General features: G+C 72.0%; 15 protein-coding genes. 7 read left to right on the top strand and 8 right to left on the bottom strand.

Annotation, left to right across the window (positions count from 1 at the left end):
• The 3 genes from ACFYY2_RS00625 to ACFYY2_RS00615 all read right to left on the bottom strand — a co-directional run bounded on the left by ACFYY2_RS00625 (position 1) and on the right by ACFYY2_RS00615 (position 3606).
• A complete protein-coding gene (locus ACFYY2_RS00625; RefSeq protein WP_388735148.1) occupies positions 1-435 on the bottom strand; it encodes a roadblock/LC7 domain-containing protein in 435 nt (144 codons plus the stop codon).
• 7 nt (positions 436-442) lie between these two features.
• A complete protein-coding gene (locus tag ACFYY2_RS00620; protein ID WP_388735146.1) occupies positions 443-2413 on the bottom strand; it encodes an ATP-binding protein in 1971 nt (656 codons plus the stop codon).
• A gap of 413 nt (positions 2414-2826) precedes the next feature.
• Positions 2827-3606 (bottom strand): IclR family transcriptional regulator, encoded by a 780-nt coding sequence (locus ACFYY2_RS00615; RefSeq protein ID WP_388735144.1) that lies wholly within the window; start codon positions 3604-3606, stop codon positions 2827-2829.
• Positions 3607-3845: 239 nt separating this feature from the next.
• On the opposite strand from ACFYY2_RS00615, the gene ACFYY2_RS00610 reads away from it, so the two are divergent.
• Both ACFYY2_RS00610 and ACFYY2_RS00605 read left to right on the top strand, forming a co-directional pair.
• Positions 3846-3929, top strand: coding sequence for a putative leader peptide (locus tag ACFYY2_RS00610; RefSeq protein WP_388736749.1), 84 nt, complete (start codon positions 3846-3848; stop codon positions 3927-3929).
• Positions 3930-4534: 605 nt separating this feature from the next.
• Entirely contained in the window at positions 4535-5830 is a 1296-nt protein-coding gene (locus ACFYY2_RS00605) for a hypothetical protein (protein ID WP_388735142.1), read from the top strand.
• Positions 5831-5851: 21 nt separating this feature from the next.
• Here the strand turns inward: ACFYY2_RS00605 and ACFYY2_RS00600 are convergent, their stop codons facing one another.
• The 3 genes from ACFYY2_RS00600 to ACFYY2_RS00590 all read right to left on the bottom strand — a co-directional run bounded on the left by ACFYY2_RS00600 (position 5852) and on the right by ACFYY2_RS00590 (position 8218).
• On the bottom strand, positions 5852-6097 hold the full coding sequence (locus tag ACFYY2_RS00600) for a hypothetical protein (protein WP_388735140.1): 246 nt from the start codon (positions 6095-6097) through the stop codon (positions 5852-5854).
• A 318-nt stretch (positions 6098-6415) separates the two neighbouring features.
• Positions 6416-7654 (bottom strand): MBL fold metallo-hydrolase, encoded by a 1239-nt coding sequence (locus ACFYY2_RS00595; protein ID WP_388735138.1) that lies wholly within the window; start codon positions 7652-7654, stop codon positions 6416-6418.
• A 123-nt stretch (positions 7655-7777) separates the two neighbouring features.
• Positions 7778-8218, bottom strand: a complete 441-nt coding sequence (locus ACFYY2_RS00590; protein ID WP_388735136.1) for a PPOX class F420-dependent oxidoreductase — start codon at positions 8216-8218, stop codon at positions 7778-7780.
• 154 nt (positions 8219-8372) lie between these two features.
• Here ACFYY2_RS00590 and ACFYY2_RS00585 point away from each other — a divergent pair, with 154 nt between their 5' ends.
• Both ACFYY2_RS00585 and ACFYY2_RS00580 read left to right on the top strand, forming a co-directional pair.
• Entirely contained in the window at positions 8373-9572 is a 1200-nt protein-coding gene (locus tag ACFYY2_RS00585) for a Glu/Leu/Phe/Val dehydrogenase dimerization domain-containing protein (RefSeq protein ID WP_388735135.1), read from the top strand.
• A 135-nt stretch (positions 9573-9707) separates the two neighbouring features.
• A complete protein-coding gene (locus ACFYY2_RS00580; RefSeq protein WP_388735133.1) occupies positions 9708-10298 on the top strand; it encodes a TetR/AcrR family transcriptional regulator in 591 nt (196 codons plus the stop codon).
• Between the two features lie 81 nt (positions 10299-10379).
• On the opposite strand, the gene ACFYY2_RS00575 is transcribed toward ACFYY2_RS00580, so the two are convergent.
• Together ACFYY2_RS00575 and ACFYY2_RS00570 are read right to left on the bottom strand one after the other, a co-directional pair.
• Entirely contained in the window at positions 10380-11381 is a 1002-nt protein-coding gene (locus ACFYY2_RS00575) for a DUF6745 domain-containing protein (protein WP_388735131.1), read from the bottom strand.
• Positions 11382-11526: 145 nt separating this feature from the next.
• Positions 11527-11853 carry a hypothetical protein gene (locus ACFYY2_RS00570; RefSeq protein ID WP_388735129.1) on the bottom strand — a complete coding sequence of 109 codons (327 nt, stop codon included), beginning with the start codon at positions 11851-11853 and terminating at the stop codon, positions 11527-11529.
• Positions 11854-12164: 311 nt separating this feature from the next.
• Between ACFYY2_RS00570 and ACFYY2_RS00565 the strand changes: the two genes are divergently transcribed.
• The 3 genes from ACFYY2_RS00565 to ACFYY2_RS00555 are packed head-to-tail and all read left to right on the top strand — an operon-like array spanning position 12165 to position 15222.
• Positions 12165-13121: an STM4015 family protein gene (locus ACFYY2_RS00565; RefSeq protein ID WP_388735127.1), complete on the top strand. Its 957-nt coding sequence runs from the start codon at positions 12165-12167 to the stop codon at positions 13119-13121.
• A 9-nt stretch (positions 13122-13130) separates the two neighbouring features.
• Entirely contained in the window at positions 13131-14096 is a 966-nt protein-coding gene (locus ACFYY2_RS00560) for an STM4015 family protein (RefSeq protein ID WP_388735125.1), read from the top strand.
• Positions 14077-15222 carry an STM4014 family protein gene (locus ACFYY2_RS00555; RefSeq protein ID WP_388735123.1) on the top strand — a complete coding sequence of 382 codons (1146 nt, stop codon included), beginning with the start codon at positions 14077-14079 and terminating at the stop codon, positions 15220-15222. The genes ACFYY2_RS00560 and ACFYY2_RS00555 overlap by 20 nt, the downstream gene beginning before the upstream one ends.
• Positions 15223-15241 lie beyond the last annotated feature (19 nt).

Here is a 15241-nt window from a genome sequence, read left to right as displayed (position 1 = left end):
TCACAGCCCCGGAGTGAACGGCGCTCCGGCCGGCTGCCGGAGCGGCGTCGTCAGGTAGGGCCGCACACTCTTGACGAGCATGGCCATCTCGTAGCCGAGGACAGCGGCGTCCGCCTCGCGGCCGGCGAGGACGGCGAGGCAGGTTCCGGAACCCGCGGTCGAGACGAAGAGCAGTGTCGAGTCGAGTTCGACGACGACCTGCCGCACATCCCCGTTGTCACCGAAGCGGGCGCCCGCGCTGCGGCCGAGGGAGTACAGGCCGGCGGCCAGCGCGGCCATGTGGTCGGCGCTGTCCGCGTCCATTCCGTGGACGGACTTCACCAGCCCGTCGGCGGAGAGGAGGACCGCACTGCGCGTGTAGGGCACACGCTGGACGAGGCCGCTCAGCAGCCAGTCGAGGTCCGAGACCTGACCGGACGGCATTTCGCTGGTCATGGTGCATCTACTCCTTGAACGAGTTCTCGGTTCGGGGGTCCTGATCGGGCGGCTGCGGTACCGGACGGCCCGTGCCTCGCGGATCCGTTCCGGCCGCGACGGTTCCGGCCGATCCTCGGAAGGGGAGCGGGGCGAGGCCGTGGGAACGCTGTGCGCCGACGGTCACGGCCGTGGTCACGGGCTCGGCGCCCGCCGCGCCGTAAAACCCGGCGGGTTCCACCTCGTCGGCGGTCTGGGCCTCCGCCAGATCGATCCCGCGACGGAAGGCGGCCATCAGGCCCGGGTCGTGCAGGGCGTTGTCGTCCTCGGCTCTCGGGACGGGTGCCTCGCGGAGCTGGGGAACCAGATGCTCTTGGTTGCTGCGCCTCGGAAGCTGCGGGCGGCCCGCGCCCTCGGGCGCCGCCGCCGGAGCCGGGGCCGGGGCTGGGGCTGAGTGAGTGCCGGTGCCTTCGGCGGACACGGCCGGAGCGAGGGCCGCCTCGGACACCCCCGCCCCCGGAGGACCCAGAGGTTCCGCGGTCCGGGCGACCGGGGGAAAGGCGGCCGGGTTCGGACGGTCGACCCGTTCAGCGCGCAGCGGCAGCGGCGGCCCCTGTTCCTGGCGCCCCCCGGATGCGGGCTGCTGTCCCTGGCCGGGGAACGGCTGTGGCGCGGGGCCGGCGGGCTGGACGTCGCCGGCGGGGAGGGACGCGGCCCCGGAGGGCGCCACGGCCGCCGTGCCCGGAGCAGCCGTGGCATCGATGTCGATGCCCAGGAGGACTTGGGGCAGTACGAGAACGGCCTGTGTGCCCCCGTAGATGTTGCTCTGCAGCCGCACGGCGATGCCGTGCCTGCGGGCCAGCGAGGCGACGACGAAGAGCCCGATGCGACCGTCCTGCAACAGGTGGGCCACGTTGACCTGGTCCGGGTCGGAGAGCAGCGTGTTCATGCGCTTCTGCTCGGGCCCGGGCATACCGAGCCCGCGGTCCTCGACCTCCAGGGCGAGCCCCGCGGTGACGCGCTGTGCGCGCAGCAGGACCTGGGTGTGCGGGGCGGAGAACACCGTTGCGTTCTCGACGAGTTCGGCGAGCAGGTGGATCACGTCGGCCACGGCGTGTCCGCGCAGGGTCCCGTCGATGGGCGGGACCAGCTCGACCCGGGGGTACTGCTCGACCTCGGCGATCGCCGAGCGCAGCACTTCGGTCAAGGTCACCGGACTGCTCCACTGGCGCCGCGACACGGCACCGCCCAGCACGGCGAGGTTCTCGGCGTGCCGCCGGATGCGGGTGGCGAGATGGTCGACGTGGAAGAGCCCCTTGAGCAGGTCGGGGTCCTCGACCTCGTGTTCCAGTTCGTCGAGGATCTGGATCTCGCGGTGCACCAGGGACTGAAGCCGCCGGGCGAGGTTGACGAAGACCTCGACCTTCTGTTCGTTCCCGTTGCCGCGGAACAACTGGGAGGCCTGCACGACCGCGGTCACCGCCTCGTCCTGCGCGCGTCCCATCTCGTGGGCGAGCAGGTCGAAGGCGTCGGCGTGGGGAGCGGCGGGAGGCGTGGCCGGGCGGGCGGGCACGGGTTCACCGTCGCGGAGCTGCTCCACCAGCCCTTTGAGTTCGGCGTGGTGACGGGCACTCGTACGACGCAGCGCGAGGCAGCGGTCGAGGACCCCGGTGGTGACGCGGCCCGCGCCGATGAAGGCCGCCGCCACGGCGGCCACGGCAAGCGCCCCGGAACCTCCGAGGGCCGCGACGAGACTGCCTGACGGGCGCACGCCGGAGGCCCGGATGGTGAAGATGACGGCTGCCGCCCCGCTGAGGACCGCGGCCACGGTCGGCAGGAGGGCGGCGCGCAGCAGTTGCGGTCGCAGGCGGCCCTCGGGTGCTGTGGGCTGTGCGGCACGCGGCCGGCTCGGTGCCGAGTGTGAACGGCCACCCGGACGGCCGTGCCGTCCACCCTCACGGCGTTCCGGTCGCGCGGTGGGTGCGCGAAGTTGAGACATCAGCGTCCTCGGTACGTGGGGGCACCAGGAATCGGCATTCGTGTGGTGACACCTACGGTGGTCGGTCAGGACCGGGTCAACGGCTGGGGCAGGCTCGACCGATATGAGCCCACCGTTGATCACCGACCACACACGGTAGTCGTCAATCGCCCATGCTCGACGTGCAGTTGTCGAACTTGCCCGCCAGGCGTCCCGCTCTGGTATGACGCCTCGCACGAGCAGCCGATTACATAAGCGGCCGCAACCGCACGCAGGGCCGGATGCCGTCCGCGCGTGCGATTTGCTCCGGTAGCGGGACGGGCGTTCCGGTAGCGGGACGGGTGTCCCGGGGAGGGGACTAGCACCCCTGGGCCGGGCCTCCCCCGGTATGGATCAGGCGGCCCTCGTGGACAGGATCGCCCGGACGACGTGGATCACGGGGCCGCCGGGGGCAGTGACGTCGCGGCGGGCAGTGACGTCGCGGCCGCACGCAACGCCGCGGCGTGCCGGGAGAGCTCGGGTTCGCTCCCCCGGTCCGCGGGCATGGAGGCGGTCAGGGCCAATCGGTCCCGCCAACTGCTGCCCATCAGGGGCACGGCCACCTCGTTCATGCCCCGGGCGGCCTCACCCGCACAGTCGGCCCGGCCGAAGGCGCGGGTGCGCTCCAGTTCGGCGAGGAGGGCGGTGCGCGAGGTCAGGGTGCGTTCGGTGACCCCTGGCAGCTGTTCGTAAGGGTAGAGGGCGCAGACCTGTTCGGTCGTCAGCTGCGCCAGCAGCACCTTGCCCGCCGCCGTGGCATGGGCCGGGTGGGCCCGGCCGGTCTCCAGCACCACCCGTACGGCGTGCGAGGACTCCCGGCCGTCCGTGATGATCACCTGGTCACCGATCAGGGCAGCGGCACTGATCGTCTCGCCCGTCGCTTCCGCCGCCGAGTCGAGCACGATCTCCAGACGCGCAGCGATCTCCGGTCCGTAGCCCGCCGGGCGTCCCAGGGTGACCAGTTCGGGTCCCGCGGAATAGCCACGCCCCGACGTGTCCCGGGTGGCGAATCCACGCGCCTCCAAGGTGGTGAGCACCCGGTGCGCGGTGGAGCGCGCCACTCCGAGTTCCCTGGCCGCGCCGGTGACCGACAGGCTGTCGTGGACGAGGAAGAGGCGCATGAGGCGCAGTCCGGTGTCCAACGACTCGATGATGTAGCGCTTCGCGTCGGTCATCAGGTCCTCTGGGTCTCACGGGTGCCGGACGGCACCGGCTGCGAACGTACGGCCGCTCCGTCCATCATTCCGGCTCGGACCGCGCCCGCCGCACCGTCCGCCGAAATCTCGCCGCGCACGGCCCGGGGCCGGGCATCGGCACCGCACGGGCCGGTCGCTGACGACGGTGCCCTGACACCGGGCGCCAAGGGCTGGACCGGTCTTGACCGCTTGTCAGCGATGCTGCTTGGATCACCCGCATGAAGCGCAGCCGGGAACTCACGCGACGACGCCACGTCGATCTCGCGCGTACCGCCGGCGCACTCTGTCTTCGCGCCCTCTGACTCCGCGCGGCCTCTCTCCCTGTGATGTGTCTCCGCGCGATCTGTCTCCGCGCCTATTGTCTCCGAGCGTACTGATCTTGCCGATGGCCGGCCGGTCGGCGCCGATCATCCCTGCTCCTCGACGGACCGGACGCGGTTTCGTCCTCTCCATGAAGGAGTACCGGCGCTCATCGGCGTCCGCGCCTCGCTCCTGACGGCGGCCCGGCACGCACGGATCCGCTCACATCGGCGCGCCCGGCCCCCGGCCTTGAGCGCCGGTGGGCATGGGCGTCGCGGGCTGGCACATCCGTCACGGACCTGTACGCGCGTCCTACGTGTCGGGGCAGGGGCGCCGTCGGCCGCCAACTCCTCGCCCATTCCCACACTTCCGCCCCAGAGAGGACCACCTCGTCGTGTCCACCTTCCGCGGTCACCACCTAACCGATCCAAGCGATCCAACTGATCGAACCAATCGAACTGCTCGAACTGCTCGATGGAAGCCCGTCGGTGCCCTGCTCGCCGCGTTCGTCCTGGGATGCGCCGGCCCTGCGTCCGCCCTCTCCTCCGCGCCGTTCGGCCCGACGCCCCCGCACAATCCCTACGCGGGCCCCGACGGCACCGCCACCATGCACGGGGACACCGGCTCCTCGGACACCACGCCCCTGGCCGGTCCCGGTACCGGAGCCCTGTCGTCCTCACGCACCGCGCTCGCCTCCGCCTGCCCGACCGTCCTGGTGGGAGCCGACGGCTACCCGGTGGCCCTGTGCACACCGATCTTCGGACAGGTTCCGACGGTGCATCTGCTCGATCCGGGCAACGGCTCCTCCCTCACCTCCCTGAAACTCACCAAGGGGTCACTGCTCGGGGGCGTGTACGCCTACATCGACCACCAGGACCGGCTCGTCGTCGCGGACGGCAGCCGCAGCCTGCTGCGCGTCGGCCACCACAGGAACAGCGACGGGAAATGGTCCCTCACCGTCGACCGGAGTCTGTCCCTCGCTTCGGTCATACCCGAGGGCGACGCGGTAACAGGACTGTCGCCCGACTGGAAGGGGCGCGTGTGGTTCGCCACCGGCGGAGGCGTGGTCGGGACGGCGGACGAGACCACCGGGGCAGTGAACGCGCTCGCCCTCCCCGAGGGTGAGCGCGTCGCCAACAGCATCTCCACGGCACCGGAGGGAACCGCGGTCACCACCACGCACGCCACCTACCTGCTGACCACGACCGACGGGACCCCGGAAGTCGTCTGGCGCAAGGAGTACGACCGCGGGTCGGCTCGGAAGCCCGGTCTGCTGAGCTGGGGCAGCGGATCGACCCCGACGTTCTTCGGCCCGAGAACGGGGACGGAGTACCTCACGGTCGTCGACAACGCCGACTCCTCGGCGAACCTCCAGGTGTACCGCTCCTCCGACGGGTCGACCGTCTGCTCGGTCCCGGTACTCCGGGCGTCGGGCGGCCCCGGCAGCGAGAACTCGCCCGTGGGTGCCGGACGCAGCGTCTTCGTGGCCGGCACCTACGGGTACCCGTACCCCGCCGCCCCGGAGGGGGCCGGCGCCAGCGCGCCCGCGTCGGCCGACTTCGCCGGTGGGCTCACCCGGGTGGACGTACGGGCGGACGGGACGGGCTGCTCGCTGAAGTGGGACAACACCCTGCGTTCGGCCGCCGTGCCCAAGCTGTCGACGGCCGACGGGCTGCTCCACACAGTCGTACGTGATCCGCTGATCCCCGGCACCAGGGGGACGAGCATCCTCGACCCGTACCGCTACGTGCAGATCGACCCCGACAGCGGTGAGGTCACGCGTTCCGCGAAGGTCGGGGTGGGCTCCTTGTACGACACCCTGCAGATGGCGGGCACGGTCGCACCGGACGGGGCTTACCTCCAGGGCACCGTGACAGGCGTCCTGCGGATCACGGCTGGATGAGTGCGGGGGCGGGGCACGGCGTCAGGCCGACCTCACACCCTGACGCCCTGTCCGGGTGCGCGCGGCTTCGCGCAGCCGCACCCGGGCGGCCGGGCCGGCGCCGCTGGTGGTCCAGTACGGATGCCACTGGATCCAGACGGAAAGCCGCAGCAGGGTCCGACGCAGTTCGGTCGAGCGGCGGGCCCGTGGCCGGGCCAGTTCCGCGTAGGCGGTGTTCCAGTCTCGCTGGGCCTGGACGAGTTCGTGGGGGAAGACGCTGCCATCCATTCCCGTATTAGATCGCATGTTCGAATTTCGTGTCATCCCGGCGGCCTCGAAGCCCGGGTCACTCACCCGAACGGCCCGCGCGGGCAACGAGGAAGCCAGGACAGCCAGGACCGGCGCCGAAGGCGCAGCCAGGGCGAGCGCTTCCAGGACCGGGCGCCACAAGCACGGCGAGGGCGGGGCGAGCGTGTCCAGGACCGGACAGGGTCCGGGGCGAGGCGGGGCGGGGGCCGGGCGCCGAATCCCCACCCGCTCCGCGGGTCACGGGTCAGCCCGAAGCTCCCCGGGATCGGCGCATCGGCGCACCGGTTCCGTCCCCCGTCAGCGCTCTCCGGCCAGGTCGACGTCCGACGTCCGAACCGATGCCGCGTCGACCTTCTCGGCTCGGCGCCACGGGCGGGCGACCGGAGCCGACACCGCACGCCACCAGGCGTCCGACGGAAGCTTCCCCGCCGGTTCGAACGGCTCGCCCGGCCTGGGGAAGACTGCCACCTGCCCTGCTTCCTCGGCAGCGTCCTTCATCCACTCACCCGGCTCGGCCCAGGCATGCAGTGCGAGGTTGAAGGTGCCCCAGTGGATCGGCAGCAGCACCCCGTGCGGGCGTCCGCCCTGGAGGTCCAGGTGCGCCTGGACTCCTTCGGCAGGTGACATGTGGATGTCCGGCCACGCTCCGGGAAGCGGGGTGCGGCCGGTGTGGTTCTCCGGCCAGTACTGGGAGTAGGCACCCACCTGGATCATGGTCGCGTCGAACGGGCCGTGCTCGGCGCCGATCCCCTTGAACCCGGAGAAGTAGCCGGTGTCCCCGCTGTGGTAGACGCGGTGGTCCGGCCCCGCGACGACCCACGACGCCCACAGCGTGTGCTGCTGGTTGCGCAGCCCGCGCCCGCAGAAGTGGCGGGCCGGGGTGGCGGTCAGGCTGATGCCCGCGATCTGCACGGTCTCGTTCCAGTCGAGTTCGTGGATGCGGTCCAGGGGCACCCCCCAGCGCTCCAGGTGCGCGCCGACACCGAGGGGGACGGCGAAGACGGTGTCCGTCCCCGCCAACGCCTTGATGGTGGGCAGGTCCAAGTGGTCGTAGTGGTCGTGCGAGATCACCACGACGTCCACGGGTGCGAGGGAGCCGAGCGGCAACGGCACGGGGTGCACGCGCTTGGGCCCGACGAAGGCGAACGGCGAGCAGCGTTCGCCCCAGACCGGGTCGAAGAGCACCCGGGCACCGTCGATCTCGGTGAGCACACTGGAATGGCCCAGCCAGGTCAGCCTGAGGCCCGTCTCCGGCGGTGCGGCCAGATCGGCCAGCGTCGTGGCGTGGATGGGGACCGTGCCCGTGGGCAACCGCCGGACGCGCTCCTCCTTGCGGAAGAAGACCTTGGCGAATTCGAGCATCGACCCCGACGGCCTGGTCCGGGTCCCCTCGGGATTCTGGAAGACCCCGTCGGCGAAGTTGGGCGAGCGGCGGATCCGCTCCATCCTCGCCCCGGCCGGATCCGCCCCGAAGGCGTCCGGACGCAACGAGCGCAGTCGGGTGCGGAGCGAGGGCTGGTTGTCGGCGCCGGTCACAGCTTCTCCTGAGGGAGTGGGTGTCGTCTCATTATGGTCGGGAGTCCGGACGGGGCGAGAGATCGGCGGTGAACGGAGCATTCCGCGGACTCTCCCGGCGCCCCGCCGACCGCGGGTGGAGCCTCAGGCACGCGGCTGCCCGTACACGTGCTCGATCCGGAGGGTCAGGACGACCCTGCGTTCCTCGACCATCGCACGCCGGTACTCGTCCCAGTCGGGGTGCTCACCCCGGACGTCCCTGTAGAGCCGCACCAGCTGCTCCACGGTCTCGTCGTGAGGGTCCTCGGCCGGCGGAGTCAGCTCGGCGGAGACGTCCGCCACGACCCATGCCCACCGGTCGTGACTGGTCACGTGATAGCTCGCGCGCGGGTCCCGGCGGAGGTTACGGGTCTTCGCCCGCCCCTCGGTGACGGACACCCGGATCACTCCCTCGTCCGGGTCGTACGCATGGTTCACATTGGACAGCTGGGGCCTGCCGTCACGCTTGATCGTGACCAGCACACCGCCGTCGTGCTCGCCGAGGAGCCGGAGCAGCGCCTCGCGCCCTGGTTCGAAGTCCGTCATGCCGACTCCAACGTCCGTACCGGCTCCAGGATTCCGCGAACGGGGTGCCGACCGGTCGCATCCGGCCGGATTCCGCGCGTTGACAGGCGGCGCACACCTCTCGATACTGACTCGCTGTTCAGTAAATTACGCCGATACATCCCGGAGCCGCACCGTGACGCCCCCTTCCACCGCCCCGCTGATCTCCCTGACCTGGACGGACCACGTCACCGGGACCGAGGGCTATCTCGTCGTGGACCGCCTGGTGCGCGGCGTGTCGAGCGGAGGGCTGCGCATGAGGCAGGGCTGCACCCTCGCGGAGGTGGCGGGCCTGGCGCGGGGCATGACCATGAAGGAGGCCCTGCACTTCGACGCCGACAACACCCGGGCGCGCTACATCCCGCTGGGCGGCGCCAAGGGCGGCATCGACTGTGACCCGCGCGCCCCCGAGGCGTTCGGGATTCTCGTTCGCTTTCTGCGGGCCGTGCGCCCGTACGTGGAGCACGTCTGGACGACCGGCGAGGATCTGGGGCTCACCCAGGACCTGGTGGACCGGGCGGCCGCGGAGGCGGGTCTCGTCTCGACCGTGCAGGCGGTCTTTCCACTGCTCGACGACGAGACGGCGGCCCGCCGGCGTCTGGCGGACGCCTTCGCGGTCACGGTGGACGGGATCGGACTGGACGAACTGGTCGGCGGGTGCGGTGTCGCGGAGTCCGCACTCGTCGCGCTCGACCGGGCCGGTGTGGCCCACGGCGGCGCGCGCGTCTCCCTGCAGGGCCTCGGCACGATGGGGGGAGCGACCGCGCGATTCCTGTCCCGTGCCGGGCTCAGGGTGGTCGCCGTCGCCGACGTGAAGGGCACCATCGCCAATCCGGCGGGCCTGGACGTCGAGTCCCTGCTCGCCTCGCGGGACGCGTTCGGCACGGTGGACCGGGGGGCGCTGCGACCGGGGGACGAGGAGCTGCCCGCCGACGCATGGCTTGCGGTGGATGCCGAGGTACTCGTGCCCGCAGCGGTGTCGTACGCCGTGGACGTCGTGAACCAGGCCTCCGTCAGGGCCCGTTGGATCGTCGAGGCGGCGAACATGCCGGTGCTGCCCGAAGCGGAGGAGCTGCTCGCCAGGCGCGGGATCACGGTGCTGCCGGACGTGGTGGTCAACTCCGGTACGAACGCCTGGTGGTGGTGGACATTGTTCGGGGACATCGGAGCAGATGCCGACGAGGCGTTCGCCCACACCCGTCGCTCGATGCGGTCCCTGATAGGCAGGGTCCTGGAGCGGGCGGAAGCGGACAGCTGCACCCCGCGGGCCGCGGCGCACGCGCTCGTCGAGGACCGGCTGCCGGTAATGGCGGAGAGGTTCGGCTGGTACGGATAGGTCTGTACGCCCCGGGTGGTCCGGCCGGTACGGACAGGCACCTGTAACCCCCGGGTGGTCCGGCCGGGTGGCCCGGTGGTCCGGCCGGGGAGCTGTCTTGGCTAGGGTGGCTTCGTGGCGAGAGTACGGCTGAGCGTGGCAGAACGTCGGGAAGAGCTTCTGCGCGCTGCCGTCGAGCAGATCGAGGTACGGGGTGTGGCCGCGGTCCGGATCGCGGACGTCGCCGCCGTCCTCGGGGTGAGCAACGCGCTGGTGCTGTACCACTTCTCGTCCAAAGAGAAGCTGGTGGCCGCCGCGTTCGCCTACGCCGCCGAGGCCGATCTGGCCCACCTGCGCAGGCTGCTGTCGCGGAGGACCAGCGCCGTACGACGGCTGCGCGCCGCCGTGCGCTGGTACGCGCCGACCGGCCAGGCCAAGGGGTGGCGGCTCTGGATCGAAGGCTGGGCGTCCTCCCTGCGGGATCCGGCGCTCCGGGAGGTGGCGGGCGATCTCGACCAGCAGTGGAAGGCGGAGCTGGCGGAGGTCATCGACGAGGGCGCCGCGGCGGGCGAGTTCCGGTGCGACGACCCCATGTCGGTGGCCTGGCGGCTGACGGCGCTGCTGGACGGTCTGGCCGTCCAGATGACGTCGTACGCGGGTCCGCTGTCCAGAGCGACCATGCTGCGGTGGACCGAGGAGGCGCTCGCCCGCGAACTCGGCATCGACCACGCGGCGCTGACCGCCTGACGGCCGGCGCGCAGGAGGTGCCGGCCGTCCGACCCCGGCACTGCCGGCCCGAAGCACCTCCCCCGGGTGCCGCCGGTCCGGTCAGGTCTGCCGCAACGGCGCGTAGGCCTCCCCCTCCAGCCCGAACGTCCACGCGACCCCCTCCTTCGCGGTCCCGGTCCTCGGCGGGACTCGGAGCCAGTAGGTGCGGTGCGTACCGTCCGGCTCCGGTGTGGAGTTGACCACCTCGACCATCACCACGTCCTCGTCGCCCTCCATGGCTATGCGCCACAGGACTCCGGTCTCGTCCTGGTGCACGGGCCGCGCGCCCGATTCGGAGAGATAGCGGTCGTAGCCGTAGTACTCGAGCATGACCCGCCGCAGCTCGGCGTTCTCCTCGGCACGTATGCGTTCGGGGGTCAGGGACCCCAGGGAGTCGAGGAACTCGGCGGGCACGGGCATTCCGCGCCAGGCGTGGAGAGCGAAGCCGTCGGGGTAGGCGAGGGCCGGGCCGTCGCCCCGGTCCAGCCGTCCCGCCTCGTCCCGGTGGAGCGCCTCGGGACGCTCGCTGATCACCACGGCGTGTTCGTAGGGCCACCACCAGCCCGCGTTCCTGGCGACCTCGGCCAGTCCGGTCAGCCGGTCGCCCCGGCCGTCGAAGGCCGCCAGCCAGGCCGCGTCGTGCTGGCCCAGGACCGCGTCGAGCAGGACGAGACGGACGTCGGACTCGTCCTCGGGCCGGGTGGCGAGCTCGGCGACGATCCCCGTCCGGATCCGGTCGGCCAGTGCGGCGGTGGTCTCCCACAACTGGGCACCGGTGGCGGACCACAGCGCGGACCAGCCGGCCGGGCCCAGCTCGTCGTAGATCCGGCGACGCTCCTCCGCCCATGGGCGGGTACGCACTTCCTCGCGGACGGAGCGTCCGGCACCGACGAGTTTCTCCACCGCTTCGACCGCCGCCTTGGGCGAGTCGGCCCAGATGACGCGCTCGGGCTCGGCGAGCCCCGCACGTCGGTAGGCCAGCCGCACACCGTCCTCGGCCGCACCCCGGTCCGCCCGGCCGGTCGCCGCCGCGACCGCCCGCCACGCGTTCACGTACTGCATAGCTGTTCCCCGTCCCCTGTTCCCGCTCTGACTGTCATGCCTGCCGCCACCGCAGTGCCTGTCCGCGACCGCGCCTCACGGTTCCGCATCCGCCGGACTCCTCAGTCCGCGACCGCGCCTCACGGTCCCGCATCCGCCGGACTCGTCAGTCCGCGACGATCCGGACCGCGCCCGGTGCGTACTCGCGCTGCCGGACGACGCGGAACCAGCCCTTGGGCAGTGCTATCACCGCGTGCTCCTCGTGGACCACGCGTCCGCCGTCGGGAAGGTGGAGCAGCATCGGGCCGAAGGGCCCCGCCTCCCGCATCAGCCTGCCGGGTCCCTGCACGGCGTGTGCGTGGCCCGTGACTTCGCCGAGCGCAAGGACCAGCCTCCCCCGGCCGTCCCGGAGTTCACCCGGCGCGTCGAGGAAGTGCGCGGGCACCTCCGACTCGTCCAGCCCCACGATCAGTACGTCGCCCTGCCGGTACACAGACGTCTCCCCTCCGCCCCGGCACCCCCTGTGCCGGTCACAGATGAAACGCTACGAGAGGGGTCTGACAATCCGTCGACGGCCGCGGCCCGCCGGTCGCCCGGACCCTCGACGCGCGGCCCTCGCGCGGGGGTGTCCGCCGCACGAACGGTGGGCCTCCGCTGCCGGACCGGCCGGCCGGTCCCGCCCGGCCCCGCCCGGTGCGTCCAGCCGCGCGCAGGCGGTCGGCGGGGCCCGGTCACGGTGTTGTCAGTGGGCCTTGATAAACCTTTGCGGACATCAGCCGTTCCCAGCATCAGGAGCTCAGTGCCATGTCCGACGCGGACCGTCTGCACGAGTTGCTCGGCCTTCGAGCCGTCGATTTCCAGCGCGAGACCGAGGAGTCGGCGCGCCCCGCGGCCGAAGCCGTGGCCTGGCGCGTCAGTGTCGACCCGTTCGGCCCCGAGGGGGACAGGAGCTGGGAGGAGGAGTTCGACGCCTTTCTCGACGCCGTCGACCCCTCCCGCGTCCGGGCTCTGATCATCGGGCAGTGGGGCGAGTCGTACGAGGAGGACTCGTCGTACCCGATCGGGCTCGTCGTGGCCGCGGCCGGCCGGCTGAGCTCGCTCACGGCGGTCTTCGTCGGCGACCTGGTGATGGAGGAGGCGGAGATCTCCTGGATCGAGCAGTCCGACGTCACCGCCCTCCTCACCGCCTTCCCGGCCCTCACCCATCTCGGTGTCCGCGGGGGCACGGGGCTCCTCTTCCCGCCCGTCGAGCACGGGTCGCTGCGTGAGCTCACCATCGAGAGCGGAGGGCTTCCGGCCGAGGCGCTGCGCGGTGTGCTGGACAGCGAACTGCCCGCGCTGGAAAGCCTGGACCTCTGGCTGGGCATGTCCGCGTACGGCGGCGACGCGGCCATACCCGACCTGGCGCCGCTGCTCACGGGCACTCGCTTCCCCCGGCTGCGGCACCTCGGTCTGCGCAACAGCGAACTGCAGAACGAGATCGCGGCCGCGATCGGCTCGGCCCCGCTCGTCGCCCGGCTCCGCACGCTCGACCTGTCGAACGGCACGCTGGGCGACGAGGGCGCGGCCGCGCTGCTGGAGGGCCAGCCGCTCGTCCATCTCGAAGCACTCGACCTGCACCACCACTTCCTCACCGAACCGATGGAGCGTCGCGTCACCGAAGCGCTCGCCCCTCACGGCGTCACCGTCGACCTGTCCGAGCGCTGCGAACCCTGGGACGACCGCGGGGCCGCCGGACGCTACACCGCGGTCGCGGAATAGGGGAGCGCGATGACCGACATCATTCACCCGGACGTCTTCCACGGCCTGCCGGTCCTCACTCTGCCCGCTCCCGACGCCCCCGGGGCCGGAAAGCCGGCCTCACCCGGATCCGTGGCGTGGCGGCTGGAATGCGCCTGGGGCGGAGAGACGTTCCCCGAGCACTGGCAGCGCTTCCTCGATGAGGTCGATCCGGCAGGAGTGCGGGCGCTGCTGATCGGGCCCTGGTGGGAGGACGAGTACTCCTCCTTCCAGCCGGTGGTCGACGCGATCGCCGCGGACGCGCACCGCTTCCCGGCCCTGCGCGCGCTGTTCCTCGCCGATGTGGAGAGCGAGGAGTGCGAGCTGTCGTGGCTGCAGATGTGCGACATCACCCCGGTCCTGGAAGCCCTTCCGCTGCTGGAGGAACTGACCGTGCGTGGCTGCGGAGAGGCTGCCGACGGGGTGAATCTCCGGCTGGACCCCGTGCGGCACGCGGGACTGAAGTCGCTGCGCTTCGAGTCCGGAGGCCTGCCGGGACACATCGTCCGAGCGGTGGGAGCGTCCGACCTCCCGTCCCTGGAGCACCTGGAATTCTGGTTCGGCTCCGAGTGGTACGGCGGTGACGCGTCCGTCGCCGACCTGGCACCGGTGCTGTCCGGGTCCGCGTACCCGGCGCTGCGCCACCTCGGTCTGCAGAACAGCGAGATCCAGGACGAGATAGCCGTCGCGGTGGCCTCGGCGCCGGTCGTCGCACGACTCGACTCGCTGTCCCTGGCGATGGGCACCCTCAGCGACGTCGGCGCCGAGGCCCTGCTGGGCGGGCAGCCGCTCACCCACCTCTCCGCCCTGGACCTGCACCACCACTACCTCAGCGGCCCGTACGTCGCCCGGATCGAGGAACTGTGCGCCGGGGCCGGTGTGCGGGTCGATCTCGAAGGAGCCGAGGACTGGGACGACGAGGACGACGAGTCGCGCTATGTCGCAGTCAGTGAGTAGCGCGCTCCCGCGCCTCGCGGTCGTCGGCATCCCGGGCAACCGCAGGGTCGGCCTCTTCCAGGACGCGCTGCGCGCCGCCGGGCTTCCGGCGGCGCGCACGGTCCCCTGGCTCGACGTCCTCCGGGGCGACGCCCGCTTCCTGCCCGGGGAGACGGTGCGGGTCGACTCCCCGGGTGAGGACGCGGAGGTGGACAGGCTTCTGCGCGGGATGGACGATCCGACGAGGGTGGAGGGTTCGGCCCGCTGGTACGCCCGTTTCACTGCGGCCGTGCGGGATGTCGCCCGGGCCGCGGACGCCGCGGACGCCGAAGTGCTGGACGATCCGGGGGACATCGCCGTTCTGTTCGACAAGCGGATCTGTCACGGTGTCCTGGACACGGCGGGAGTGCCCGTACCGGAGTCTCCCACCTCGGGGCCCGCGGCCGCACCGGTGCGGGGCTGGGCGGATGTGCGGGCGTTGATGGCCGGTCACCGGATGCCGCGGGTGTTCGTGAAGCCGGCCCACGGTTCGTCCGCCTCCGGCGTGGTCGCCCTGGAGACGGCCGGCCCCGGGAGGATCCGTGCGGCCACATCGGTGGAGCGGGACGCCGAGGGCCGGCTGTTCAACTCGCTGCGGGTGCGCAGGTGCACGACGGAGCGTGAGGTGGCGGCTCTGATCGACGCTCTGGCGCCCGACGGACTGCACATCGAGCGCTGGCTCCCCAAGGCCTCCCAGCGGGGCCGGGTCGCCGACCTCCGGGTCGTGGTGGTCGCGGGCCGGGCGACGCACGCCGTCGTGCGGACCAGCAGGTATCCCATGACCAACCTGCACCTGGGAGGGGCGCGAGGCGATCTCGGCCACGCAAGGGCGGCGGTGGAGGCGGCCGGCGGCAGCTGGGAGGCCGCCCTGGCGGTCTGCGAGCGGGCCGCCGCCTGCTTCCCGGGCACGCTCTGCGTCGGGGTCGACCTGCTGCCCTCCACCGGCTGGCGGCGCTTCACCGTCGGCGAGGTCAACGCCTTCGGGGACCTCCTGCCCCGGCTGACCGGACTCCCCGGCAGCGGCGCGGAGGACCTGGACACCTACGGCGCGCAGATCGCCGCCGTACTGAACCGGACAAGGAACGACCGTGTCACCGACGCCCCCTGATCCCACGCACACCGGCGTG

This window comes from Streptomyces sp. NPDC001822, assembly GCF_042892135.1.
In the GTDB taxonomy this organism is placed as follows: domain Bacteria; phylum Actinomycetota; class Actinomycetes; order Streptomycetales; family Streptomycetaceae; genus Streptomyces.
Note: the sequence above shows the minus strand (reverse complement) of the source record. Positions and strands in the feature narration are given on the sequence as shown.